The 24,573-nt window shown below is 50.9% G+C and carries 20 protein-coding genes; 15 read left to right on the forward strand and 5 right to left on the reverse strand.

Annotated features, from left to right (window positions below; all coding sequences use genetic code 11):
• The first annotated feature begins 2 nt into the window (after positions 1-2).
• On the forward strand, positions 3-1,961 hold the full coding sequence (locus H8S80_RS03900; RefSeq protein ID WP_117630288.1) for a beta-N-acetylhexosaminidase: 1,959 nt from the start codon (positions 3-5) through the stop codon (positions 1,959-1,961).
• 105 nt (positions 1,962-2,066) lie between these two features.
• Here the strand turns inward: H8S80_RS03900 and H8S80_RS03905 are convergent, their stop codons facing one another.
• The 3 genes from H8S80_RS03905 to H8S80_RS03915 all read right to left on the reverse strand — a co-directional run bounded on the left by H8S80_RS03905 (position 2,067) and on the right by H8S80_RS03915 (position 4,444).
• Positions 2,067-2,810 carry an ABC transporter permease gene (locus H8S80_RS03905; protein ID WP_117630289.1) on the reverse strand — a complete coding sequence of 248 codons (744 nt, stop codon included), beginning with the start codon at positions 2,808-2,810 and terminating at the stop codon, positions 2,067-2,069.
• Entirely contained in the window at positions 2,803-3,531 is a 729-nt protein-coding gene (locus H8S80_RS03910; protein ID WP_117630290.1) for an ABC transporter ATP-binding protein, read from the reverse strand. The genes H8S80_RS03905 and H8S80_RS03910 overlap by 8 nt, the downstream gene beginning before the upstream one ends.
• A gap of 94 nt (positions 3,532-3,625) precedes the next feature.
• Positions 3,626-4,444: an IclR family transcriptional regulator gene (locus H8S80_RS03915; protein ID WP_117630291.1), complete on the reverse strand. Its 819-nt coding sequence runs from the start codon at positions 4,442-4,444 to the stop codon at positions 3,626-3,628.
• A gap of 371 nt (positions 4,445-4,815) precedes the next feature.
• Between H8S80_RS03915 and H8S80_RS03920 the strand changes: the two genes are divergently transcribed.
• The 6 genes from H8S80_RS03920 to H8S80_RS03945 are packed head-to-tail and all read left to right on the forward strand — an operon-like array spanning position 4,816 to position 9,703.
• Positions 4,816-6,096 carry a hypothetical protein gene (locus tag H8S80_RS03920; RefSeq protein ID WP_117630292.1) on the forward strand — a complete coding sequence of 427 codons (1,281 nt, stop codon included), beginning with the start codon at positions 4,816-4,818 and terminating at the stop codon, positions 6,094-6,096.
• Positions 6,097-6,111: 15 nt separating this feature from the next.
• Positions 6,112-7,185, forward strand: a complete 1,074-nt coding sequence (buk, locus tag H8S80_RS03925) for a butyrate kinase (RefSeq protein ID WP_117630293.1) — start codon at positions 6,112-6,114, stop codon at positions 7,183-7,185.
• A complete protein-coding gene (locus tag H8S80_RS03930; protein WP_117630294.1) occupies positions 7,185-8,105 on the forward strand; it encodes a phosphate acyltransferase in 921 nt (306 codons plus the stop codon). Before buk ends, H8S80_RS03930 begins: the two co-directional genes overlap by 1 nt.
• A 23-nt stretch (positions 8,106-8,128) precedes the next feature.
• On the forward strand, positions 8,129-8,770 hold the full coding sequence (locus tag H8S80_RS03935) for a nuclear transport factor 2 family protein (RefSeq protein WP_117630295.1): 642 nt from the start codon (positions 8,129-8,131) through the stop codon (positions 8,768-8,770).
• A 25-nt stretch (positions 8,771-8,795) separates the two neighbouring features.
• Entirely contained in the window at positions 8,796-9,206 is a 411-nt protein-coding gene (locus tag H8S80_RS03940) for a peptide deformylase (RefSeq protein ID WP_002600211.1), read from the forward strand.
• Between the two features lie 38 nt (positions 9,207-9,244).
• Positions 9,245-9,703, forward strand: coding sequence for a YaiI/YqxD family protein (locus tag H8S80_RS03945; protein WP_117630296.1), 459 nt, complete (start codon positions 9,245-9,247; stop codon positions 9,701-9,703).
• Positions 9,704-9,729: 26 nt separating this feature from the next.
• Here H8S80_RS03945 and H8S80_RS03950 read toward each other — a convergent pair whose 3' ends face one another.
• Complete coding sequence (locus H8S80_RS03950; protein ID WP_117630297.1) at positions 9,730-10,635, reverse strand: DMT family transporter; 906 nt, start codon at positions 10,633-10,635, stop codon at positions 9,730-9,732.
• A gap of 131 nt (positions 10,636-10,766) precedes the next feature.
• Between H8S80_RS03950 and H8S80_RS03955 the strand changes: the two genes are divergently transcribed.
• The 7 genes from H8S80_RS03955 (at position 10,767) to H8S80_RS03985 (ending at position 20,387) form a co-directional block, all read left to right on the forward strand.
• Positions 10,767-11,444, forward strand: coding sequence for a cyclic nucleotide-binding domain-containing protein (locus H8S80_RS03955; RefSeq protein ID WP_320965757.1), 678 nt, complete (start codon positions 10,767-10,769; stop codon positions 11,442-11,444).
• Positions 11,445-11,641: 197 nt separating this feature from the next.
• A complete protein-coding gene (locus H8S80_RS03960) occupies positions 11,642-12,985 on the forward strand; it encodes an ABC transporter substrate-binding protein (RefSeq protein WP_117630299.1) in 1,344 nt (447 codons plus the stop codon).
• Positions 12,986-13,062: 77 nt separating this feature from the next.
• Positions 13,063-13,941, forward strand: a complete 879-nt coding sequence (locus H8S80_RS03965; RefSeq protein ID WP_029466082.1) for a carbohydrate ABC transporter permease — start codon at positions 13,063-13,065, stop codon at positions 13,939-13,941.
• A gap of 8 nt (positions 13,942-13,949) precedes the next feature.
• Positions 13,950-14,783, forward strand: a complete 834-nt coding sequence (locus tag H8S80_RS03970; protein WP_117630300.1) for a carbohydrate ABC transporter permease — start codon at positions 13,950-13,952, stop codon at positions 14,781-14,783.
• 14 nt (positions 14,784-14,797) lie between these two features.
• On the forward strand, positions 14,798-16,897 hold the full coding sequence (locus H8S80_RS03975; protein WP_117630301.1) for a DUF5054 domain-containing protein: 2,100 nt from the start codon (positions 14,798-14,800) through the stop codon (positions 16,895-16,897).
• 200 nt (positions 16,898-17,097) lie between these two features.
• A complete protein-coding gene (locus tag H8S80_RS03980; RefSeq protein WP_147338519.1) occupies positions 17,098-18,813 on the forward strand; it encodes a sensor histidine kinase in 1,716 nt (571 codons plus the stop codon).
• Positions 18,814-18,845: 32 nt separating this feature from the next.
• On the forward strand, positions 18,846-20,387 hold the full coding sequence (locus H8S80_RS03985; RefSeq protein WP_181987855.1) for a response regulator transcription factor: 1,542 nt from the start codon (positions 18,846-18,848) through the stop codon (positions 20,385-20,387).
• Between the two features lie 48 nt (positions 20,388-20,435).
• Here the strand turns inward: H8S80_RS03985 and H8S80_RS03990 are convergent, their stop codons facing one another.
• Positions 20,436-21,950, reverse strand: coding sequence for a GntR family transcriptional regulator (locus tag H8S80_RS03990; protein ID WP_243010325.1), 1,515 nt, complete (start codon positions 21,948-21,950; stop codon positions 20,436-20,438).
• A 178-nt stretch (positions 21,951-22,128) separates the two neighbouring features.
• Between H8S80_RS03990 and H8S80_RS03995 the strand changes: the two genes are divergently transcribed.
• A complete protein-coding gene (locus H8S80_RS03995; RefSeq protein WP_187049036.1) occupies positions 22,129-24,567 on the forward strand; it encodes a hybrid sensor histidine kinase/response regulator in 2,439 nt (812 codons plus the stop codon).
• The last annotated feature ends 6 nt before the right edge of the window (positions 24,568-24,573 follow it).

Raw genomic sequence — 24,573 nt, forward strand, 5'->3', positions numbered from 1 at the left:
AAATGAAATTTCGATTGGATCAAAGTGCGGCAAATGTAAGGGAAGGGCTGGAGCTGCTGCTTGAGGAGCGGGGCCATGAGCTCGGGACAGAAGGGGAGAGCACCGCTGTAAGGGAACAGCCGGTCATCTGCTGGGAACAGGAAGGAGAACATGAGATTTCAGTCTCTTTGAAACATGGCGTCTTAACAATCAGATGCAGGGAAAAGGTCCATTTTTTCAGAGGTTTTATGAAGGCACTGGAATATCTGGAGACGCATGGGGCAGATTCGGAATTAGAGCTGCAGGAATTAGAGCTGCGGGAAAGTGCCTGCTTCCAGTCGTCGGGGGCAATGCTTGACTGTTCCAGAAACGGCGTATTAAAGGTCGGGAAAATAAAAGAGTACATCAGACGCATGGCATCCCTGGGCATGAATCTTATGATGCTGTATACGGAAGAGACGTATGAGGTCCCGGAGTATCCGTATTTTGGCGCTTTCCGCGGACGTTACACGAGAGAGGAACTGAAGTCCTGTGATGACTATGCGGAACTGTTTGGAATCGAGATTGTACCGTGCATTCAGACGCTGGCGCATCTGCATACGGCGCTCCGATGGAAGACCATGCAGGGGCTGACCGATACGCCGGACATTCTCCTTGCCGGCGACGATGAGGTCTACAGGCTGATCGATGCCATGATAAGCAGCGTGTCCTCCGCTTTCCGCAGCAGGCGTGTCCACCTCGGTATGGATGAGGCGCATGAACTGGGCCTCGGGAACTACTTAAATAAAAATGGCTATCAGAACCGCTTCGAGATCATGAACAGCCACTTACAGCGGGTGCTGTCCATCTGCCGGAAATACGGGATGGAGCCGATGATCTGGAGTGATATGTATTTTCGTCTGAAGTCCCCCAGCGGAGATTACTACGATCTGCCGCCGGAGACCGATTTTTCCGATCTGCCGGAAATTCCGGAAGGCGTAGCGATGGTCTACTGGGATTACTATCACGATGAGAAAAAACACTATGAGAATTATATCAAGCTTCATAAGAAACTGTCAGACCAGACGCTGTTTGCAGGCGGTGCGTGGATATGGAACGGTGTTGCACCGAATTATTCATGGATGGCGGCGACGCTTATGCCTGCGCTGGAAGCATGCCGGGAGAACGGTGTATCAGAGGTGATCTGTACTTTCTGGCAGGACAATGGGGCGGAGACGCCGATGACGGCCGGAAATCTTTCTCTCACAACCTTTGCAGAAGCCTGTTTTTACGGAGAAAGTGGTTTGCAGGGCGAAGAACGGAGGGCGGACGGCGATTACATGGAATTTCTCTGGGGCGACGGCAGGGAGGCATGGTGGCTTCTGGATCGGTTCGACAATGTTCCCGGTGCCGGTAAGAATAACCGTTACGCGGACAATCCATCCAAGTTCCTGCTCTACCAGGACGTTATGCTGGGCCTGTTCGATGAACAGATTCGTGATCTGGGACTGACGGAACATTATCAGAAGCTGGCGGAGGAACTGGCTGAGTACAGGAGCCGCCATTCGGGCGCCAATGTGCTGTTTGAGTACTACGAGGTTTTAGCACGGCTTCTGGAACAGAAAGCAGAACTGGGGATCCGGATCCATGACAGCTACCACAGCGGAGACAGGGATTATCTGGCGGAAGCGGAACAGAACGGCATTCCGGCCTGTATCAGACTGACGGAGAGACTTGCAGACCTCAGACAGGGAATCTGGATGGAGGAGTGTAAGGTGTTCGGATACGAGGTGCTGGATATCAGACTGGCCGGAGTGAAGGCGCGCCTGGAATATGCCGGAAAAAGGCTGGCCCAGTATCTTTCCGGTGAGACCGGCTGCCTGCCGGAGCTGGAGGAGAAGAGACTTGTTTATGCGCCGGATCAGCGCGACGGCAGCCATGCGCTGTGCAGCTGTAATTTCTGGCAGAATATTGTCAGCGCGGGGAATATCTCAGGGATATAATGGAAGATGCAGAAGAAACACGGGTTAAAGAAATGGGTACGAATGATTCGTGAGTAAAAAAACTGGTTGAGCCTGTGCGCTCAACCAGTTTTTTTACTCCGCCTGTCATTCCCATTTGAAAAATCGAATAGATACTCCGCCGCAGACTACCGTGATCACCGCCATGACGGCAAGGGAAGCCATCACATTTTCAGCCGGCAGGCCCAGGGAGGCAGCCTTCAGCAGCTTAATTCCCTGAGTCAGCGGCAGCAGGTCCGCGAGTTTTTGCAGCACGGCGGGCATCACCTCATACGGAAGCGTGGCGCCGGAAAAGATCAGCATTGGGAAATAGAGTAAGCTTGCAAGAACGCTTGCAATTTTTGTATTAGGAGACACGCCGCCTACCATCATTCCTATACTGAACATGGAGATCATGACAAGGAAAAATGCGCCCATAAACGGTAGGAAGGCTCCCTGCAGCTTCATGCCGAATAACAGTACAGACACCAGATAGATCAGCACCAGTGCGATCAGGGAATAGATCATGTAAATGGCCACCTGAACCGACAGTAAAAGGACGGGGCTGGACGGCGTGATTTTAAAGCGCTTGAGGATTTTCTTCTGCCGGTAGTCGGAGATTACCAGAGGCAGCCCCATGACACCGCCCGCGCAGACGGCGATTGTGGAGACTGCGCCGAAGGATTGTTCCAGAAAAGTATAGTCCGCGCCGTCAAAAGCCGGTTTCCCGCCGTAAATAATCCCCAGCAGTATAACCACGACCACGGGCATACAGACGGCGAATATGATCATGTCCATTCCACGGAAGGAGAGTTTTAACTCGGTTTTCAGCATCGTAAGAAATTTATTCATCTCCGTCAGCCTCCTCTCCCGTAAACCACAGATACGCCTCCTCCAGCGTATTGCCCGGGCTTAACGCAACCGCTTCGGCTGTTGTTCCGCAGAATGCGAATGCTCCGTCTTTTAAGATACCGATTCTGTCGCAGAGCTCTTCCACCTCATCCATGAAGTGCGAGGTTAAGAAGATCGTGAGCCCTCTGTCTTTCAGCTCCTGAAGGCTCTTCCACACACTCCTTCTTGCCTTGGTGTCAAGGCCGGTGGTCAGTTCATCTAAGAATACCACCTGGGGATCGGGGATTAATGCCAGAACGATAAACAGCCTCTGTTTCTGGCCGCCGGACAGTTCGCTGACGAAATTCTTTGCTTTTTCCTGGAGTCCAAACTGCTTTAACAGTTTGGTGTAGTCGGCCGGACCATTGTAGAGGCAGGCTGTTTCCTCACATAGCTCGCTCACCCTGATCTTGTCAGGATAATTGGCCTCCTGAAACTGCACGCCAACCTGCTGAAATAAGCTCCTGCGGTCCTTTTGCGGGCTCATTCCCAGAATGGAAATACTGCCGGTATCGGCTTTTTTTGTACCCAGCATGCATTCGATCGCCGTGCTTTTTCCCGCGCCGTTAGCGCCGAGAAGGCCGTAAACTTCACCTTTGGATACCGTTAAATCAAGATTCTTGATGACATGCAGCGCACCGTATGACTTTGAAAGACGGGATACCTGAATTGTTGTTTTCATACCATTTTCTCCTCTCGTTGTTGTGAGAAGAGAATAGCACACAGATACAGGCTGGTGGGTAAGTGGAGGGTTTCTTTTTTATTCAGACAGCCGGTTACGGCGTATCCGGGCTGCCGTCGATCATTGCAAATGGTTTCCCGTAAAAACCCAGTTTCCTTGAGATTCGTGTGGAGGCATGCAGCAGGGCCTCTGCGATGAGCTGGTGGTTTTCACGCAGATAGTCCGGTGTGCAGGCCACGCTCAAAGCGGCCGTGACATGGCCATCCATATCAAAAACAGGGCATGCGATATCGGCGTGATTGAGACGGTACTCTTCGTATTGCTCCACCCAGAGCCGGCCGCGCAGGGTCTTAAGCTCTTGCTCCAGAACGTCCCGGGAGACAATGGTGTGCGGGGTACGGGGGGCGAGATGGATTCTGCTCAGGATCTCATGCTGCATATGGTCGCTTAAATTAGCGAGAAGAAGCTTTCCGTTTGCATTATCATAAGAACCCATCTCATAGCCAACCCTGGATTTTACGTGCTTTGGCGTATCCCCCTCCATCAGCGCGGTGACGATGGCTTTTCCGTTGGTGTTCAGCTCCGCAAGACAGACCGTTTCATGCAGTTGTTCATAAAGTGCGTGCATAAAGGGCTTTGCCACGTCTACAAGGTTCTGACGTTCCGATACGATGTTTCCGTAATTCTTAAATTTATATCCCAGGCAGTATTTGGCCGATTCCGTCTTTAAGACGTAATCACGCTGCTCCAGGGTATAGAGCAGCTTAAATACCGTACTCTTGTCCAACTCAAGGAGCCTGCCGATCTCAGTGGCTCCAATGTTGTCGCGCACACACAGAAGGTCTAAGATCTTCAGGGCGTTGTTGACGGAGCTTAATATGTAGGTGTTAGCCGGTGTATTTCCTGATTTCATAAACTCTCTCTTTTCTTGATTATTTACTTATTATATAATAATGTTTTCATTAAAAGGTGTTTTCGTCATTCATTATAGCAGAAACAGGCAAAAAAGAGAAGAATGGAAACGTCTGTGTGCATGATGCCATTTCATAACCAGGATCGCATCCAACGAACAAAATACGTTTCTTATACAGAAACACAAAAAAGCGTTTTGTTATTCAGATCGAACAGATTAGAATTTAAAAATTGTCTAAAAGGCAGAAAATAAAAGGAGAAATTGACATAAGAAATCTTCGATGATACAATGAATTTGTAAAAAATATCTACTATACAGAAACAAAAAGTCCGGACTGCGCGTTATGTATAGAGACCAATGTGGAGGTATATATGAAAGAGCGAAATTACACGATTGAGTTTTACCGGTTTATGTTTGCAATCAATTTCATTCTGGTCCATGCGATTATGATTTTTCCGCTGGGCTATATGGGCTTTACCATGAGCGCGGCAAAGGACGCCTATATTTATGAACAGGCATTTGATGTGATTCTTCCGTTTATGATTTTCTCTGGGTATTTCATGATGCAGGGCTTTAAAAAGAAACAGGCAAAGGGTCTGCTAAATGGTGTTTCCCCGGCAAAACAGGCATGGGGATATCTGGCCGGCAGGATAAAGTCCCTGATGCCGCTGTTACTGATCGGTATCTTTGCCGGATGGCTTGCTAACGGACTCTGGAGAGGGTATACTTTAGCACAGTATCCGGAATACTTTATCAGCTGTATCGGCGAGTTTCTGGGACTGCAGATTTCCGGCATCGGTATGGGTAATGGCTTTGTCGGAGCCTGGGGCTCCACCTCGGCAGCGGTTAAACTGCTGTGCAGCACGCCGATGTGGTTTATCTCCGGTGTCTTTATAAGCGGTTATGCCGTTTATTATCTATTGGCGAAGAATGAAGAACGCTTTTTAGGATGGATTCTTCCGGTGGTTACCATCGTATTTCTGGGAAGCTGCTGGATGACTGACACGCTTCCTCTGTGGAATGTTATTCTGGAGATCGGGCAGTTCGCCGTTAATACAGACTTGATTCTCATGTTCATCGGCCTCGGAATCGGATGCGAAATATGGATCGCGGTTGACGCATTGAAAAAGAAAAACTGGTCCTCCGGCGGTAAGCTTGCCTTATCCGCGGTTCAGCTTGTCGCAACTGCGGTAGTTTTAATCAGAACCTGGGTGTCAGTAAATTCTGGATTTATGCAGAACTATTTTAACATCGGATGGGGGCCAACCCTGATTTACTCGATTATTTTCTGTTTCCTGATCCTTCTTGATGTGGATTACGTTTCAAGATGCCCGATTACCCATAATAAAATATGGAAGGTTCCGGGACAGATGGCGCTATACATATATGTGATTCATTTCCCTGTGCTCATCTTCACCGCTCTGGCTCTGGGACTGAAGGGCTCCGCGGCCAGATCCATGGCCAATGGCGTGGTGGTCAGCGAGGATGTGACTCTGGGAATTCTCACACAACCGGATATTCAAAAACTGTTTCTGACATTTGGATTAACCATCGTTATTTCTATTATCCTGGGATACGCGCTGATGAAGCTTAACACAAAAGTGATTCAGCCATGGCTTGACAAGGCGCCCTGGTTCGATACAAAACGGTGAGAATGGGGGATAAATATGGCTTATAAAATTTTGACCTTGAATTTTGGTTCCACCTCCAGCAAAATCGCCTATTTTGAGGACGAGAGACTGGTGGTGAGAGGTTCTCTGGAGCATCCAAATGAGGAACTGGAGCGGTTTGCGGATTTCTGGAGCCAGGAACCGTATCGGATTGCTGCCATTCGGAATTTCCTGAAGGAACAGGAGATTCAGGAAGAGGAGATGGATTTAATCGCCTGTTGGGGCGGCCACTGCAAGCCGGGGAAAGGCGGGGCGTATCGGATCACAAAGCAATTTTTAGAACAGGTGAAAAGCGGGCAGTACGGCCACCATCCCTGTGATCTGGCGCCTTTTGCGGCGTATCAGATGGCGGGGGAGTGTGGTATGGCGATCTCCATCGACCCGCCCACCATTGACGAATTCAACGCTTTAGCCAGATACACAGGAATTCCAGGCATCACAAGAAAAAGCAGAATGCAGACCTTGAACCAGAAGGCTGTTGCCAGAAAATACGCCGCGGATCACGGAAAAGAGTATGAGGAATGCAGCCTGATCGTCGTTCATATGGGCGGCGGAACCAGTGTGGTCGTCCATGAAAAGGGAGAGATGGTGGATGCGAACAATGGCCTGGATGGGGACGGCCCCTTTGCAACAAACCGGGCCGGAACCATACCGGCCGGGGATCTGATCGATCTCTGCTACAGCGGCCGGTACACCCATAAGGAGATGAGAAAGCAGATCACCGGTGAAGCGGGCCTCGTGGCGTATTTAAACGAAAATGACGTCCGGAAAATCGAAAAAAGGATTCTGGATGGCGATGAGAAGGCGAAAGAGGTGTACGACGCCATGCTGTACCAGACGGCGAAACAGATAGCAGCCTCCGCCGCGGTACTCTGCGGAAACGTTGATGCGGTCCTACTTACCGGTGGAATCGCAAATTCCCGGTATGCGATCAGTGAAATAGAGAAACGGGTAATGTTTATAGCCCCGGTGATTGCATATCCGGGCGAGCTGGAGATGCAGTCGCTGGGAATGACGGCATACCGGGTCCTGACTGGAAAAGAAGAGATCAGAGAGGTGGAAAAAGATTGATGAACAGCTTTCGCAGTTTTTCAGAGATAGAAGAGTTTGTAACAGGTTCAGGAATTCGAAAGACGATAGCGCTTGCGGGCGCTCACGATTCCTACGCACTGGATTCTGTGATTCATGCCAGAAAAAAAGGGCTGATCGAAGCGGTTCTGATCGGGCATGCGGGGGAAATCCGGAGGCTTTTAGAGGAACGGGGAGAGCGGGAGGCGGATTATCGCCTGAGCGACTGCCAGGGAAATGCGGAGGCGTCAGAGACGGCGGTCCGTCTGGTACGCAGCGGAGAGGCAGATATGCCGATGAAGGGGCTCCTGCATACATCGGATTTTATGAGGCCTATTCTGAACAAGGAGACGGGACTTCTCCCTCCCGGGAATCTTTTGTCGCAGGTGACGCTCGTGGAAGATCAAAAGGAACAGCGGCTGTTTCAGATCACGGACTGTGCCATCAACATCGCTCCGAATCTGGAGCAGAAACGGAAAATGATCGAGAATGCGGTTGGTCTCGCCGGATGCCTGGGAGTCGGGCTGCCAAAGGTTGCGGTTGTATCCGCACTGGAGGAGGTCAATCCCAAAATACCGAGTACGGTTGATGCCGCTGAACTGGCAAGAGACAACCGGGAGGGGAGAATCCGCGGCTGCATCGTAGAGGGACCGCTGGGCTTCGACAACGCCGTCTCGAGAGAAGCGGCAAAGCATAAGGGAATTGACAGCCAGGTGGCCGGTCAGGCCGATATTATCGTGGTTCCCGACCTTTGCAGCGGAAATATCCTGACAAAGAGCATTATCTTCTTTACGAATATGCCATCCTGCGGTACACTTTTAGGGACGTCAGTCCCTGTTATAGCCGTGAGCCGCACAGATACGCCGGAGAATAAATACAGAGGAATTCTGGTCTCCCTGCTGTGTGCATTAACGCGTGGCTGAAAAATGTTTCAGGAGGAATAACGATGACACATGTAAGAACAAAACTTCAGACAAGACCGCAGATCAACACGGTCGGGGATATACTGGAAAAGGAGAGCGTGAAGGAACTGGTACAGTTTGAGCGGTACTGCAGAGACAACGCGCTGTGGGATGAGATGGACCGGTGCTATACGGCGGATTCCCAGATCATCATCTCCTGGTTTCATGGAACCGGCCATGAATTTGTAGAGGCATCGAAAAAGATGGCTGGCCGGGCTCCTCATAAGATTTACAATACCCAGGTATGGCTGCATGGGGACAGAGCCGTCGCAGTGATGATTACGACCATACAGAAGCGGGTCGAACTGGATGGGGTTCTTCTGGAACTCAATTCTGACGCAAAACTTGTCTTCCGCCTCAGGAAGGAGGAGGGGATGTGGTTCATTGCCGGTATGGAGGGAGTATACGAGAAAGACAGTCTGACGCCGGTGGTGCCGGCAGGCGGCTTTACCCTTCCGAAGCAGGCGCTCGCTGAATTCCGGGAGAGCTATGGATGTCTGGCCTGGGTACTGAGCCGCTCGGGTTATGAGATCGACGGCGAACTGCCAGGCATCGACCGGCCGGATCTGGTGGACGCATTTTTTAAGAAAACAGAAGAATGGCTGAATCAGGATTCAATACAGTAATCAAAACTTAGGAGAGCGAATCAATATGGTAAGAACCGTTGTAAGAGATGTATTTTTTCTGGCACAGAAATCGGAGCCGGCGACAAAGGATGACCTGGGGACAGTACAGGATTTACTGGACACCCTGCAGGCGAATACCGACCACTGTGTGGGTATGGCGGCCAACATGATCGGTGTCAGAAAGAATGTGATTGCCGTTCAGATGGGAATGGTGAACGCAGCCATGCTTAACCCGGTGATTGTCAAAAGGACAGGCCCCTATGAGACGGAAGAGGGCTGTCTGTCGCTGGAGGGAGTCCGCAGGACTACCCGGTACCAGGAGATCGAAGTGGAGTATCAGGACATTCATTTTTGTAAGCACCGCCAGAAGTATTCCGGATGGATCGCGCAGATCATTCAGCATGAGTGCGACCATTTAAATGGAATCATCATCTAGTATAACGTATTTCAGGAAAAAGTCAGCGAGATAACAGAATGAAAATATTAGTAGATGCGGACGCATGTCCGGTAGTGAGAATTGTGGAACAGACGGCGGAGCGCTATAAGATTCCGGTGGTGCTCTTATGCGACACCAACCATGTGCTTCAGTCTTCCTACAGCGAGATAAAGGTCATCGGAGCGGGTGCGGATGCCGTGGATTTCGCGCTGGTGAATCAGTGCGGCAAAGGGGATATCGTGGTAACCCAGGACTATGGAGTGGCGGCTATGATTCTGGGGAAGGGAGCACATGGAATCCATCAAAGCGGAAAGTGGTACACCAACGAAAACATCGACCAGATGCTGATGGAACGCCATCTGGCCAAGAAGGCCCGTATGGGAAAGGGGAAGCACCATCTGAAGGGTCCGGCAAAGAGGACGGTAGAAGACGACGAGCGGTTTCAGGAGTCGTTCAGCAAGTTGATTGAAGTGGTGCTGCACAGCAGCCAGAATTGAAAAGACACCTTATAGCAGCTGATTTTTTAGCTGCTATAAGGTGTCTTTTTTGAAGCTGCAATAACCCGCTCCAGGATCATATTGACCGCGATTCCGGCCGCGATGATCATGCCGCCCCAGAGCGTGGCGCCGGTCTGATAGCTGCCGGCCACGGTATCCAGCAGGATTCCGGTGAAGACCTGGCCGACGAAGACGAGAAGCGTCAGCTGAAATCCCGGTATCTTCGGAACCGTGATATTTAAGAGCATTACCACCACGACGCCGAGAGCGCCGCCGAAGTAAATCCAGGGACGGAAGCTGCCTCCCGCGGAAGCGGCTGCGGAGGTTCCGCTTGCTGCGGCCACGGCAAAGGCGAGGATTACCGTAATCGGAAGTCCCACCAGATGATTCACCAGCGATCCCTGCAGCGCCCCGGTTTTCTCGGCCAGCCGCGCGTTGGCGGTCCGGGACAGCACCATGGAAATACCGGATGCAAAGGAGATGGCAGCCCCCAGCGCCGCTGTCGTGACAGAGGTATCCAGCATCACAAAGATACCGAACACCGATAAACCCAGGCCGATAAACGCATACCGGGGAAGCGGCCTTTTTTCCATACCGAACAATCCGGAACTGTCAATCACCAGGGACGTAACTGTCTGTCCCAGAAGTCCCAGGGCGATCACGCTCGTGATGCTGATGTAGGTGAAGGCCAGATTTTGAAATACCGTTGTAAAAACACCGATTGCACCGCCGAGATAAATCCATTTGGGCCTGTGAGTCCAGACCGGCTTTCTGTTTTTCTGTGATGCGCAGAGCAGCAGCGCAAACAAAGAACCGACCGCATGGATAATCGCGGCAGCCGTGAACGCACTGTACTGAACGGACAGGTTACCATTTACGGAAATCATCACGGACAGAATAATACCATTGATAAGGGCTAAAAGCTGATACATGACAGTTCACCTCCTGATATGAGGATAACAGAATATCCGCCCTACCATGTAGGACATTTGTCATGGTATTTTTTCCGGTTTCTGTTATAATAAATAGTAAGACCATAATCAGGTTAAGCGAGGTAATCGATTTGAAAAGACTCCCATTGAGAAAAGAACATGCCGCCCGTCTGGCAGAATACGGCCTGCAGAATATTCCGCTGAACGCCTGTTGCTGTCTGCGGTTTTCGGCAGGAGAAGAGGTGCTGCGTGAAGGGCAGCCTATCGGATGGCTGTCGATTGTCGTTGACGGCAACGCGAAGGTCTGCCGCACAGCGCCGAACGGCAAGAGCCTGATCCTGTGCTACAACATCTCCCGTGGTTTGATCGGCGAGGTCGAACTGATGACAAGACAGCTCAATGCCACCTGTTCTGTGAAGGCGGTCACGGATTTTGAGTGCATTGCGGTCTCCTATCAGAACTGCCTGGCGGAACTGAAAACGAATCTTGTGCTCCTGAATAAACTGGGAACGGAGCTGGCGGAAAAGCTGACTACCAGTTCAGACAATTTCACATCCACCGCGTTATGCACCGGCGAGCAGCGGCTTTGCGCCTACATTCTTCAGAATTCGCACCGGGGCCTCTTCCGCGATACGCTGACGGATGTCTCCTGCTCCGTGGGAATGAGCTATCGTCATATGTTCCGGCTTTTGGGGCAGCTCTGCGAAGAGGGAATACTGGAAAAGAGGGAGAGCGGATATTACATTAAGAATCAAGAGGAGCTGGCACGGCGTTCCCATACGGCTGCCGAGCTTTATCAAAGAGTATAAGAAAAACGGGACCTGTTTTGCCGGAGGCAAAGCGGGCCTCATTTTTTTGTGCATAGAATAGCTGTAAAATTGGACTGAAATGGTAAAATATTAATATTGCGGTAAAAATCGTAATTATGTTATATTAAAAAAACACAAAAGGACTGCTAGAATTTAATTGTAATTAAGATAGATAGCACAAAGAGAGGAGAAGTTATATGAAACTGAGTAGAATTGGGGCGGCTGCGTTATGCGCGGCACTTTGCCTGGGGACAATGAGCGGCTGTTCTTCCAAAACAGATGGAGCGAATGAGGGGGGAAGCCAGACGGCGGAGAGCCAGACAACAGCGGGACAGACAACAGCAGGCGGAACGGAGGCCGGCGGCGCGGCAGGAAGCGACGAGAAATTTACACTGAAGATTTCCACAACCGGAGAGACAGACGATAATCTGGATCTGGCCATGGCCATGTTCAAGGAACAATACCCGAATGTGGAGTACGAGCTGATTACCAGCCCCTGGAACGAGACGAGAGAAAAGCAGATCATGATGGTGAGCATGGGTGACATACCGGATATCGTAAAGACCGGAGGATGGGCCCAGGAGTTCTTTAAAGATGGAATGCTGATGGATCTTACCGATGAAGTGAAAAACTGGGATATCTATCCGCGTCTCACCGAGGGACAGCTTCAGAGAATGTCCTATGGGGACCAGATCTGTGCAATGAACTATAATACCAATACCATGTTTATGTTCTATAATAAGGAACTCTTAGAGAAGATCGGAGCGGAGGTTCCGAAGACATTTGAAGATTTAAAGGCGATCGGTGAGAAGATTGTAGCGGAAGGAATTACGACAGAAGACGGACAGAAGGTCTACGCTACCAATATTCCTACCAACAACACATGGGAATTATCACCGTGGGTTTTCTCCATGGGAGCCGAGTACATGAATGAGGACTATTCTCAGGTCGTGATCGATTCCCCGGAATCGATTGAGGCCCATACCCAAATGCAGGATTTTGTGAAAAACGGATGGGCGCCGATTCCCGATGGAACAGGCGACCAGCTCTGGCTCAATGGACAGATGGTGACGTATTTTACTGGTGAATGGAATATTCCGGGCACTGTAGATGCTGGGATTGATGTCGCATATGCCACGATTCCGACCGGTAAAGACGGACTGAGCGTTGGCCCGATCGGCGGATGTGACTGGGCGGTTATGGAAGAGTCTGAGAACAAGGCGATGGCCATGGAATTCTTAAAACTGATGTATTCTGAGGAATTCCAGATACAGGCCGACCGCGGCGTCACAGACCTGGCGATTTATGATAACCAAGAAAAGCAGGCTGTATGGGCGGAAAGCGGCCTTACAGAGTCCAAGAAGGTACAGCAGGAGCAGTTAAAGACAGCAAAATTTGTATTCCTGGACAATCCTTACCAGTATCCGGAGGGGGCCAATATCTACGGAGCCGCCGTGGAACGTATTCTCATCAAGCAGGAAGATGTAAAGACGGTACTGGAAGAAGCAGCAGCGCAGATCAACAAGGGAATGGCACAGTAAGAACAGAAAGCGGCAGTCACATGCGGAAGAAGCATCGATGACCGCCGCTTTTATAAAAGGCAGGAAGGAATGAGAGCATGAAATCATTATCACGAACGGTAAAGGACAGGGTATTCGTGTGGAGTATCGTAATACCGGCAATTCTGTTTTTTATCATATTTGTCTACTACCCATTTGCCAAGAATGTGTATTACATGTTCTGTGACTATAATTACATAAAGGCGCCGGTATTTTCGGGGCTTAAAAACATACAGCAGTTTATCACGGACAGTACGGCTCACAGAGCCCTGTTCAACACCTTTGCGATCACCATCTTCAGCGTTCCTCTGGTGCTGGTTGTCTCACTGGGCGCAGCGCTGGCCGTCTTTTCGATGAAAAGAGGGAAGAATTTTATCCGGAGCGCGCTGTTTGCCACGTTCCTGGTTCCTCCGGTCGTCGCCAGCGTGATCTTCAAACTGATGTTCGGAACGGAGTCCGGACTGATCAATACGGTGCTCAATACGCTGGGGCTCCCCTCCGTCGGATGGCTGATCAGTCCCGGATGGGCGCTGGCTGCCATCATCATCGTCCATGTGTGGAATGGAACGGGATATTACATGGTCATCTTCCTGGCCGGCCTGTCCAACATTAACAGGCAGCTCTACGAGGCGGCCAGAGTGGACGGCGCAAACGGAGTCCAGGTGTTCCGGTACATCACGGTACCGCAGCTAAAGCCAACCATTATCTTCTCCATGATCTATGCGACGATAACGTATTTAAGGAGCTTCGCGCTGGTGGAAATCCTGACGGAAGGCGGTCCCTACCGATCGACGGAGACGATAATCATGTATATGTTTAAACAGGGCTTCCAGTCGAGAAATGTCGGATACGCGTCTGTGATCGCGGTCGTGGTATTCTTAATAACCCTGGTGATTTCCCTGATACAGATGAAACTGACAAAATATTATGATGATTAGGTGATAAGATGAAAAAGAAATCAGAACTTAAGCAGCTGCTTCTGCTGGTCTGTATGATGGCTGTGGCATTTATCTTCCTGGTTCCCATTATCTGGATGGTTTCCGCGTCCTTTCAGGGCCAGGGACAGATTTTCAAGGTACCGTTTAACTGGATTCCGAGAGAGGCGAGCTTAAAAAATTACTCCTTTGCCATTATCGTGGGAGGTTTAAAGGACGCGTTTATCACGTCTTCCATCTCGGCGCTCCTGATGATATCCATACAGGTGTCCTTAAGTACGGTTACGGGATACGTGTTCAGCAAATACCGGTTCCCTGGTAAAAAATGGCTCCTGCTGTTGATTATGATGACACTGATGATTCCAGGGGAGTTGACCTATTTCCCGCTTTTTGATATGGTAAGAGGGTTAAAGCTGACGAATAATTATTTCGGCCTGGTGCTTCCCTTCCTTTACAGCGGATTTGGAATCATCTACATGAGCCAGTTTGCCGGTTATATTCCCGATGAGATCCTGGATGCTGCAAGAATTGACGGATGCGGCAACTGGATGACATTTTTCCGGGTGGCACTGCCGATGCTAAAGAGCGCGGTTTCCGGAATTACAATTCTGGCGTTTACATTTATCTGGAGTGAATTCGCATGGTCGAGAGCCATTATCACACAGGAAAAGATGCGGCCGCTCGCACTGGTCCTGGCGCATTTGGCCAAAGGGTCGGACAATTCCGTCAACTACGGCGGGCTGATTGCAGGCGGAGTGATGGTGATGATGCCGATTCTCATCGTCTTCCTGATATTCCAGAAAAACTTTATAGAGAGTGTCGTGTCATCGGGTGTGAAGGGGTGACGAAAGGAGAAATCATGGACTATTCAGCAATTAAAAAGGTACACGTGGTATATAAAACTCATCTGGATATTGGATTCACCGACATGGGAAGCCGTGTAACAGAACGATATGTGAAGGAGTATATTCCCCACTCTGTGAAACTGGCGATGGAACTGAATACAGAAAAGGATAAGAAATTTATCTGGACGCTGGGATCCTTTATGATCGATTATTACTTAAAACACGCGGAGCCGGAAGCCGTGGAGATGCTGGAAAGGGCAATTGGGAGAGGGGATATCTGCTGGCACGGCATTGCCTGCACCACCCATACGGAGCTGCTGGACCGGGATTTATTAAACTACAGCCTGGATATTGGAAAGCATCTGGATGAGCGGTTCGGCAGAACTACGATTGCCTCCAAGATGACGGACGTGCCGGGACACACCAGGGGGCTGATTGCGCCGCTTTGTGATCACGGCATCCGGTATCTTCATATCGGTGTCAATGCGTCAAGCATGGTGCCGGAGGTTCCCGATACATTTCTGTGGAAGCAGGGAAACCGGGAGATCGTTGTACAGTATTCCGGCACATACGGCGCTCCGGGATATGTGGAAGGCATGGATGAGGTTCTGGAATTTGCCCATACGGGCGATAACCTGGGGCCGCAGTCGGCAGAGGCTATCAAGAAGGAGTTCGACCGGATCCGCGGGCTTTATCCCAATGCCCGGGTGGTGGCCTCCACCCTTGACGCATACGCCGAAAGCCTGTGGGAGAAAAAGGGGCTTCTGCCGGTGGTGGAGGAAGAGATCGGCGACTCCTGGATTCACGGAATTGCCTCGGATCCTTGGAAGACAACCAGATACCGGGAACTTTTAAGGCTGAAGGACCGCTGGGTGCAGCAAGGTGTGCTGACGCCAGGTCAGAAGGAGTGTGAGGAGTTCTTCATGAATCTCATGCTGGTGGCAGAGCATACGTGGGGGCTGGATTTTAAAAAGTATCTGGCAGATTTTAAGAACTGGACGAAGGATGATTTTCAAAGGGCAAGGCGGGAAGACACCACGACTCTGGATTTCCTGACGTACCGGAATGCCAGCATGCTGGATATACTGAATACGGACTTTAAAAATTACAGAGGCGGCGTGTTTACCGGTTCCTACGCCTATTATGAGTCATCCCACCAGGAGCAGAGGGACTATTTAGAAAAGGCGGTGAAAGCACTTCCTGACAGTTTAAAGGCCGAAGCCAGGATGGCCATCGACCGCATGACACCGGTGGAGAGCGGACACGAGGGTGCGTGTGTACGGCTGGGAGAGACTGTGACCGTAAAGGGCTGGTCTGTCAAAATTGACGGCAGCGGCGCTGTATGCAGCTTAAAGAAAGACGGCCGCGCATGGATTAAGGACGGGGAAGCGGGAAGACTTCAGTATCAGACCTTTTCAGCCGTGGACTGCGTGGATAATTACTATCGGTATAATCGTGATTTCTATGAGACCTACGGCTGGTCAGAGGGAGATTTTTCGAAACCGGGCCTGGAATTTGTGGAAGACTTAGAGAACCGGTGCTACGATTTTTATGCGGAAACAGTTACGAAAAAAGATGATACGCTTCTGATCTCGGTGCGGGGCGATGAGGAGGCGGTCCGTAAGTACGGCTGTCCCGCAAAAGCGCAGATTCTTTACCAGTTTGATGAGAATGAGGTGCGGTGCACCCTGAAATGGTTTCAGAAGGATGCCAACAAAATGCCTGAGGCACTCTGGTTCCATTATCAGTTCGATGTGGAGAATCCGTACCGCTGGATGATGAGAAAGCTGGGAGAGGCGGTTTCGCCGTTTGATGTGGTTAAGGGCGGCAACCGGAAGCAGCACTGTGTGGAGGCGATGGAGTACCGCGGCGCGGATGGAAGCGTGACGGTCGAGAATATCCATGCGCCTCTGGTAAGCATCGGGGGCCGCAATCTGTATGAGATGGACCAGAAGACGGACAGCCTGGAAAATGGATTCTATTTTAACTTATTTAATAACCGCTGGGGGACGAATTTCAGTATGTGGTGCGAGGACGAGTGCCAGTTTGAATTTCTATTGAAGATTCAGACGGCTAGTGCCTCCCGGCGTAAATGCGCCTTGTATAGTGCCTGATATCTGCGTCAGGTGTGCGTCTGCGAAGCGACGGCGTAGTGGGGCCTACGGCTAGCTTCGCAGGCGTGCAACTGGCGTAGAGAGCGGGTGCTATGCATGGCGTATTTACGCCGGGAGGCACTAACCCGATGTAGTATTCTGTATGGCAGCCGGGAGGAGGACTTTGAGAAGTGAGGCATTTTAAGCATGTTTTCAGGAGTATGAGATTTCATATCATTATACTGTATACACTACTGATACTGGGGGCGATAACCGTTTTAAGCAGTGTATCCTACCGCATGTCGTATTCGATGGCGAAACGGCAGAAGATGGAAGAGATCGGTCTGCTGACCAGCCAGATCGCGGACAGTTTAAATGTATACTTTGAGGACGCGGTAAATGCCATGAACTTCTTCCGGAGCGACATCACCCTGCGGGAGGATATCAGGGAATGCAACCGGAAATCCCAGGCGGAGCGCTATGAGCACGTCAGAAAGATTCAGGGGAAGATGAAGCAGGCCATACTGAATGACAACGACATTCACAATATCATTATCATATCAGACAATTTCCAGTTCAACTGCCAGGATTCGGGGATTGGCAATGTGAATTACGGTTCGGACCTGATCCGGGAGATTGTCAGCCGGTGTGACGAGATGAAGAAGTATAATATGGAGTTTTTGTCGGCGAAAAACAAAGACTACGTCTATGGAGGAAGCGGAAAAGAGGAGATGCTGGTCTGCTTCCCCATTAAGGATGCGGACGGGAGCAAGACGCTGGCCACGATGATTTACGTCCTGAACTTTGACCGGATCGATAAAATATGCAAGAGGCAGCAGCTGTGGGAGCAGTACGGCTGTTACTTAATTGACGGAAAGGGCAAACTGTTTTATGCGCCCAGCAGCACATTTCCGTGCCCGGATTACGACTGGAGTCCGGAAAGTGCAACCAATGAGATCGATAATATGATGCTTCTTTCCTTTGCAAAGATAGAGGCCAATAACTGGAAGGTAGCTTACCAGATTGACCTGTCGGAGATAAAGAAACAGTTGGCAACGATCCGCCATTTCACCGTGATCACAAGCATTATCGCCATTTCTCTGGTTATTTTTATCTCCGTCTATATCGGATGGAAGTGTACCAGATCGGTACGGACGCTCAGTGACAGCATGAAGAAGTTCGGAGAGGGTGAATTCTATATCCAGGTAGATGAAAACAGCGGTTATGAGGAAATCGATATCCTGAATAAGAACTTTAATCATATGGCACAGCAGATTGAGAATCTGATCAATGAAGTGTACGCCATAAGGGTGAGCAAGCAGCAGGCGGAGCTGGAGGCGCTGCAGTCCAAGATCAATCCTCATTTCCTGAATAATACGCTGCAGTCGATAACCTCTCTGGCGATTCTCGGGCGGAATCAGGAGATTATTTTTGCGATTGACTCTCTCCGGGGAATGTTCGATTACATCCTGTATGAGATGTCCGATATGGTGCCGGTTTCGAAGGAACTGGAGTATATCGAGCGATACATTGAAATCCAAAATATCCGCTTTAACCATGGAATTGAGTGGAAGCGGGATATTCCGGAGCTGATGCTTTCTTACCGGGTTCCCAAGCTGATCCTTCAGCCGGTCGTGGAGAATTCGATCCGCCACGGTCTCAAGGAAAAGAAGGGTGCCAAAAAGCTGCTGATACAGGGGGAAGTGATTGAGGGGAGAATCTGTTTTACCATAACAGACAACGGCGTGGGAATCGGCGCGCAGAGGCTCGGACAGCTGGAGGAGATGCTGGCAGAGGGGCAGGAGACGCCGGGCCATATTGGCCTGACGAATGTTCACAGCAGGCTGAAGCTGAATTACGATTCAGGAAGCGGCATCCGGATTCGTTCACTGGAAGGCCGTTACTGCAGCGTCCGTCTGTGTATGGGACTGGAATGAATTTTCAGATACACTCTTGGAGGAGAAGGAATATGGGGCTTAGAGCCGTTGTAGTAGATGACGAATTACTGACCGTTGAGGCGCTTACAAAGCTGATTCCCCTTTGCTGCCCGGAGATCGAGGTGGTGGGAGACGCCGGGAACGGGGAAGAGGCGCTGGAGCTGATCGGCCGCATAGAGCCGGACATCGCCGTGGTGGACATCAACATGCCTGGCATCAATGGAATCAAACTGATTCAGCTGCTGAAAGAGCGGGGGAGCACTGCGAAGATCGTGGTGCTTTCGGCCTACCGTGAGTTCGAGTATGCGGTCGATGCGCTGAATTACGGGGCGTATGCCTATCTGCTGAAACCGATCAATGTGGAGAATGTCAAAAAGACAATGAAGGAACTCGCGGAGTGCATATACAGGGAGAGAACCGCGCAGCAGGTGCAGAAGAAGTATGGGGAGATCCTTCCGGATTTGGGAAAGAGCGTCTTTCTCAAGTTCTTGAACGGAAAGCTTTCGGCGGAGGAGGCAAAGCAGGAGGCGGAAGCCATGCAGCTGAAGCTTCCGAGAGAGTTCCTGACTGCACGGATCAGGCTTCTGCCCATGGACGGCGGAATGGAAGGAAACGGCATGGCCAGGGATATTTTAAGCGCGTTTCGGGAAAAGTTCATTCTTTTCGCGGAGCAGGGAATGGATGAACTCATCCTTCTGCTTCCGGCCGGCGGTGCGTATAACCAGCTGGCCCTGGTGAAAAAAGAGCTTGATACCGCAGGGATTCCCGCCGTAATCTACATGGGAGAGAAGTGCCATAATTACCAGGAACTCTATCAGAGCTTTAAAAAGATAAGGGAGACGGAGTGGTTCCATTTTTATATGGATTTCACCGGGAAGATAGTCAAGTGCGGCGAGGCGGCATTTTACAGAGAGCAGCGGAAGAATTTTCTTCTCGATTCGGTGATCGTCAAACAATGGCTCCATGAAAAGGACCGGGAAGCGGTGATCGCCTACTTCCGCCAGTGCGTCCGGATCTGGAAGGACGAGATGGCCGTAAGTCCGAGGCTGGTCTATCAGGCGGTCTATGAGCTGCTCCTTCTCATAAAGGCGGAGATCCCCATAACAGACGGCGGTCTTCGGTATGCTCTGGATAATCTTACGGTTGAAGATTTAAAGAAATATACGACGCTGTCAGCTCTGGCACGGTACACGGAGGGGCTTCTGATCCAGATCTTTGGGGAGAATACGCCGGATCACGAGGCGGAACCAGGTGCAGACAAGGTGATTGTCATGGTAAAGGATTACTGCAGCAAGCACTACGGCGAGGACTTAAGCCTGGATGAAATCTCCGATTACGTGAATATGTCAAAGAACTACTTCTGCAACTATTTTAAGAAAAATACAGGAGAAAATTTCGTTCAATACTTGAGAAAGCTGCGAATTGAAATTGCCATGAGAAAGCTGCGGGAAGGAAATGAAAAGATCGGAGATGTGGCGCAGGAGGTTGGTTACCGCAATGTAAGCCATTTCAGCAAGGTGTTTAAGGAAGAGACGGGAATGAATCCGGCGGAATACCGGAGCAGAAAATACTGATGGAGCTGTACCCCCTGGTTCGTGTGATCGAACCGGGGGTTCTTTTGTTTAGCTGTCGGATGGAAGTTCCTTATCGGCGGTCCTGGATTCCGGCCCATCCCCATCCGTAAGAAACAGCCGTATGGCCGGTGAGAGCCGGAGCTCTTCCGGCTGAATGCCATGCCGGATTAAGTAGCGCTTCGCGGCCGGGAACTGTCTGGTAAGAAAATCCTTTACATCGGCAGCGCACTGCTCAATTTCATCTTCCTTCAGATGCATGACCAGGGATTCCGCAAAATGCTGCGTTGCCCTCTCCAAATCCGGCAAAGCTCCGGAGGACGCCTTTAAAGGATATCCCCAGAGGAAGAGATGATAGACGGTCCGGTAGATCTGCCGGATACCGGCAAGATGGCTGTATTGGCTGACATGGATCAAGTAACACCAGAAGGAGAGCTCCCCGCGTCTGGTAATCAGGCATTCTTCCAGACACCCGATCAGCGCGGCTTTTCTGTCCGGACTCAAAGCGGTCAGAAAAGACCGGGTCACCCCATCACAGGAATAGATCAGAATCTCAAAGGACTGAACGAAAAATGCCAGATTCCGCCGTACTGCGGGGCTATTAAAATCCGGTGGATCGCAGGGGACCCCCAAGGTGAAGATGCGGGTGCCCTTACCGTTGATGGTGCGGCAGGCGCCGGCCTGGCTCAGCATGGCAATGGTGCGGCGCAGCGTGCTGACGGATACACCGTATTTTTCCGCCAGCTTCTCATAGGAAGGCAGATACTGCACTTCCCGGAATTCCCCCAGATAGATGTCATGGAGGATCTGGGAAGCGAGATTGTAGCAGATCTGCGGGCGGTTGTGGTACACACGCCAGACAAAGGGGATCTGCGACTCCTTCGGCAGAGGGCGTATGTATGGCCCCAGAGCTTTTTGGATTGCATGGATATCACTTTGCTGGTACTCCAGGAGGGCGGCCTGTACACCCTTCCAGTCTTTTTCATATACACGGCTCATCAAAACCTTTAACCGTCTGCGCACCAGACCGGTATCGAAATGGATAGGCTGCGGTTCCAGCCTGGCAAAGGGGAACCCCTGATACAGGTTCGTTTCCCAATAGAGGTTTAAAGCCAGCGGATTCTCTATTTTCTGGAGGACACAGCAGTAGAAATGGACCAGGTCGTCGGCCTCCGCCCTATCTTCCAGATGGGAAAGCAGAGCCAGATCTTCCTCGTCCATCCGTTTCAGCCCCTCCACCAGCATGGGGATAAACACCAGCTCAGCAGAGGAGTAGAGATCGTAAAAATCTGCCCACCGCTCGGAAAAATAGTTCAGGATGAAGTCCACAGCCCCCTGCCTTGTCTGCTGAAAGATGACGGTGGTAACCGTGCCGTTATGCATGGAGATATAGCCTTCTGCGCGCAGACGCCGCAGGGCGGCCTTCACGGTCTGGGCAGAGACATTGAATTCACGGCAGAGGATATCGATAGAAGGGAGTGTATTCCCGTATTTGTAATAGAGAGAGTGAAAACGTACAAGAAAGTATTCGTATATCAGGTTCGAGTATTGATTATCATTGACCAACTGTTTTTTACCTCCCATAGTGCAGTGTGTTTTCTGTTATTTTATCATTCCGCGGCCGATAATACCAGATGTCCGTTGAGTTTTAGGACATTTTATGCTAAGATGAAAGGAACTAATATGAACAAGGCTGCCGGCGATTGCTTATGAATTACGAAGACGGCCAGGGAGGAATCTGGTAATGACAGAACAGGAAAAAGAGAGCGCTGCCGGGAGCAGCAGCCAGGATATACTGGCCGCCGGCTATGAATACAACACGCTGATGCATCTGCTGAAGGTCAGCGTGAGCAAGCACCTGCTGGATGAACATTTTACACTGATCTGGGCCAACGAGTTCTATTATGATCTGATCGGATGGCCCAAGGAGGAATATGAAAAAGCATATCATAACAGGCCCGACCTGTATTATCAGAGTGATCCGTCGCTGTGGACAGAGCTTACGGAGACGGTACTGGCCGCATTAAACGCTGGGGAAGGCGGGTATCAGCTGGTCACCCGGATGCGCAGGAGGAACGGTGATTTCGTCTGGGTACAGTTATCGACTCAGTTTGCCAGGGAGTACATAAACGGCTATCAGGTGGCATATTCGGTCATGACCAATATTGACAATCTGGTAAAGATACAGAAAGAGCAGTCCGTGACATACGAGAGCCTGCCGGGATTTGTAGCAAAATACCGCATTGACCCTGACATGAACTTAACACTCCTTTCCGCCAATGCACGCTTCATGGAGTATTTCGGTGAAGAGGGGGAGAGCAGTCCCCTGTACCAGCGCAATATCGACGTCAATATGGAGATCATTTTAAAGTATGGGGAGGAGATTCGGAAAGGCGCTCCTGTACATTTTGTCATATCCGTTAAAGCCCGGTCCGGTCAGAATATGTATCTTCAGGTCAATGCCACCTGCGTCGACTGGCAGAATGGCAGCCCGGTCTATCTTGCTATCTTTATCGATATCACCGACGTGACGGAGCTGCGGGAGATGCAGAAGAAGCTGACGGAGCAGGCGGAAGCCTTAAAGGATGCCCTGGCGGTGGCGGAACATGCGAATCAGGCGAAGACGGATTTCCTTTCCCGGATGAGCCATGAGATCCGCACGCCCATGAACGCCATCCTCGGGATGACCACCATTGCGGCGGCTTACATCGACGACCAGAAGCGGGTGGAGGACTGCCTCGAAAAGATCGGCTATTCCTCCAAGCATCTGATGGCACTGATTAACGACGTCCTGGATATGTCCAAAATCTCCGAGGGAAAGGTCAGGATTGCCCAGGAGACCTTTAATCTGGAAAATGTGGTAGAGTCCATCTCCTCCATTATATATCCGCAGGCGGATGCCAAAGGACTGATATTTACCGTACCATTGATTGACTTATCAGAGACAGTCATGATTGGTGATTCCCTGAGACTGAATCAGATTTTGCTGAATCTGCTGTCCAATGCCCTGAAATTCACGCCTGCAGGCGGAACGATCCGCCTTGAGATCCGTCAGCTCCAGAGGACGGAGGACAGGATGCGCCTTCGTTTTACCGTCAGTGATACGGGAACGGGCATGAGCGGAAAGTTTCTGGACCGCCTGTTTGTTCCCTTCGAGCAGGAGAATTTAGGCGCCGGCCAGACACTCGGAGGCACCGGACTGGGAATGCCGATTACAAAGAACCTGGTCACTCTGATGGGCGGTACCATCACCGTGAAGAGTGAGGTGGGAAAAGGAACCGTGTTTACCGTTGAACTGGATTTTCAAACGCCGCCGGATAAAGACAGGGTGATCCCGCAGAAACAGCACGAACTGGAATCGCTTAAGGTGCTGATCGCGGATGACGACAGGGACAGCTGCATTCATGCGTCGCTGATGCTGAAGAAGATGGGTATTCTGTCTGACTGGGTACTGACCGGACAGGAGTGTGTGAACCGGATTCGTGAATCCCACCAAAGCGGTACGGACTACGACGTGTGCCTCGCAGATTTGAAAATGCCGGATATCGACGGCGTTGAGGTGGCCCGCAGGGTGAGGGCGGAGGTAGGGCCGGAAACAACCATCATTATTATAACGGCCTACGACTGGACGAATGTGGAAGTGCGCGCGCGGGAAGCGGGTGTGGATATGTTCCTGACCAAGCCGGTCTTTGCCTCCACACTTTATAATGCCCTTCTGTCCGTAACCGGAATTGACAGAGCGGTCCGCGTTCCCGCCGAGAAGAACCACCGCCCCGAACTGGCGGGCCATCACGTGCTGCTGGCGGAGGATAATGATTTAAACCGTGAGATAGCGGTGGAGCTGCTGCAGATGATCGGAATCACGGTGGACTGGGCGGAAAACGGCAGGGCAGCCCTGGACAAATTCCTGGCAGACGGGGACACCTACGATCTGATCCTGATGGACGTGCAGATGCCGGTGATGGACGGATACCAGGCAACGGCTGCGATCCGCAGCTCCGGGCATGAGAGAGCCGGGACGATACCGATTATCGCCATGACGGCGGACGCCTTTCATGAAGATATTGTAAAGGCGGAGACGGCGGGGATGAACGGACATCTGGCAAAGCCGATTGATCCGGAGCTGCTGTATGAGACCGTGGCAGAATATTTGACATGTGTTGCAGAAGATCACTTGTGCTGAGCAGTC

The sequence above is a fragment of the Hungatella sp. L36 genome (genome assembly GCF_014288035.1).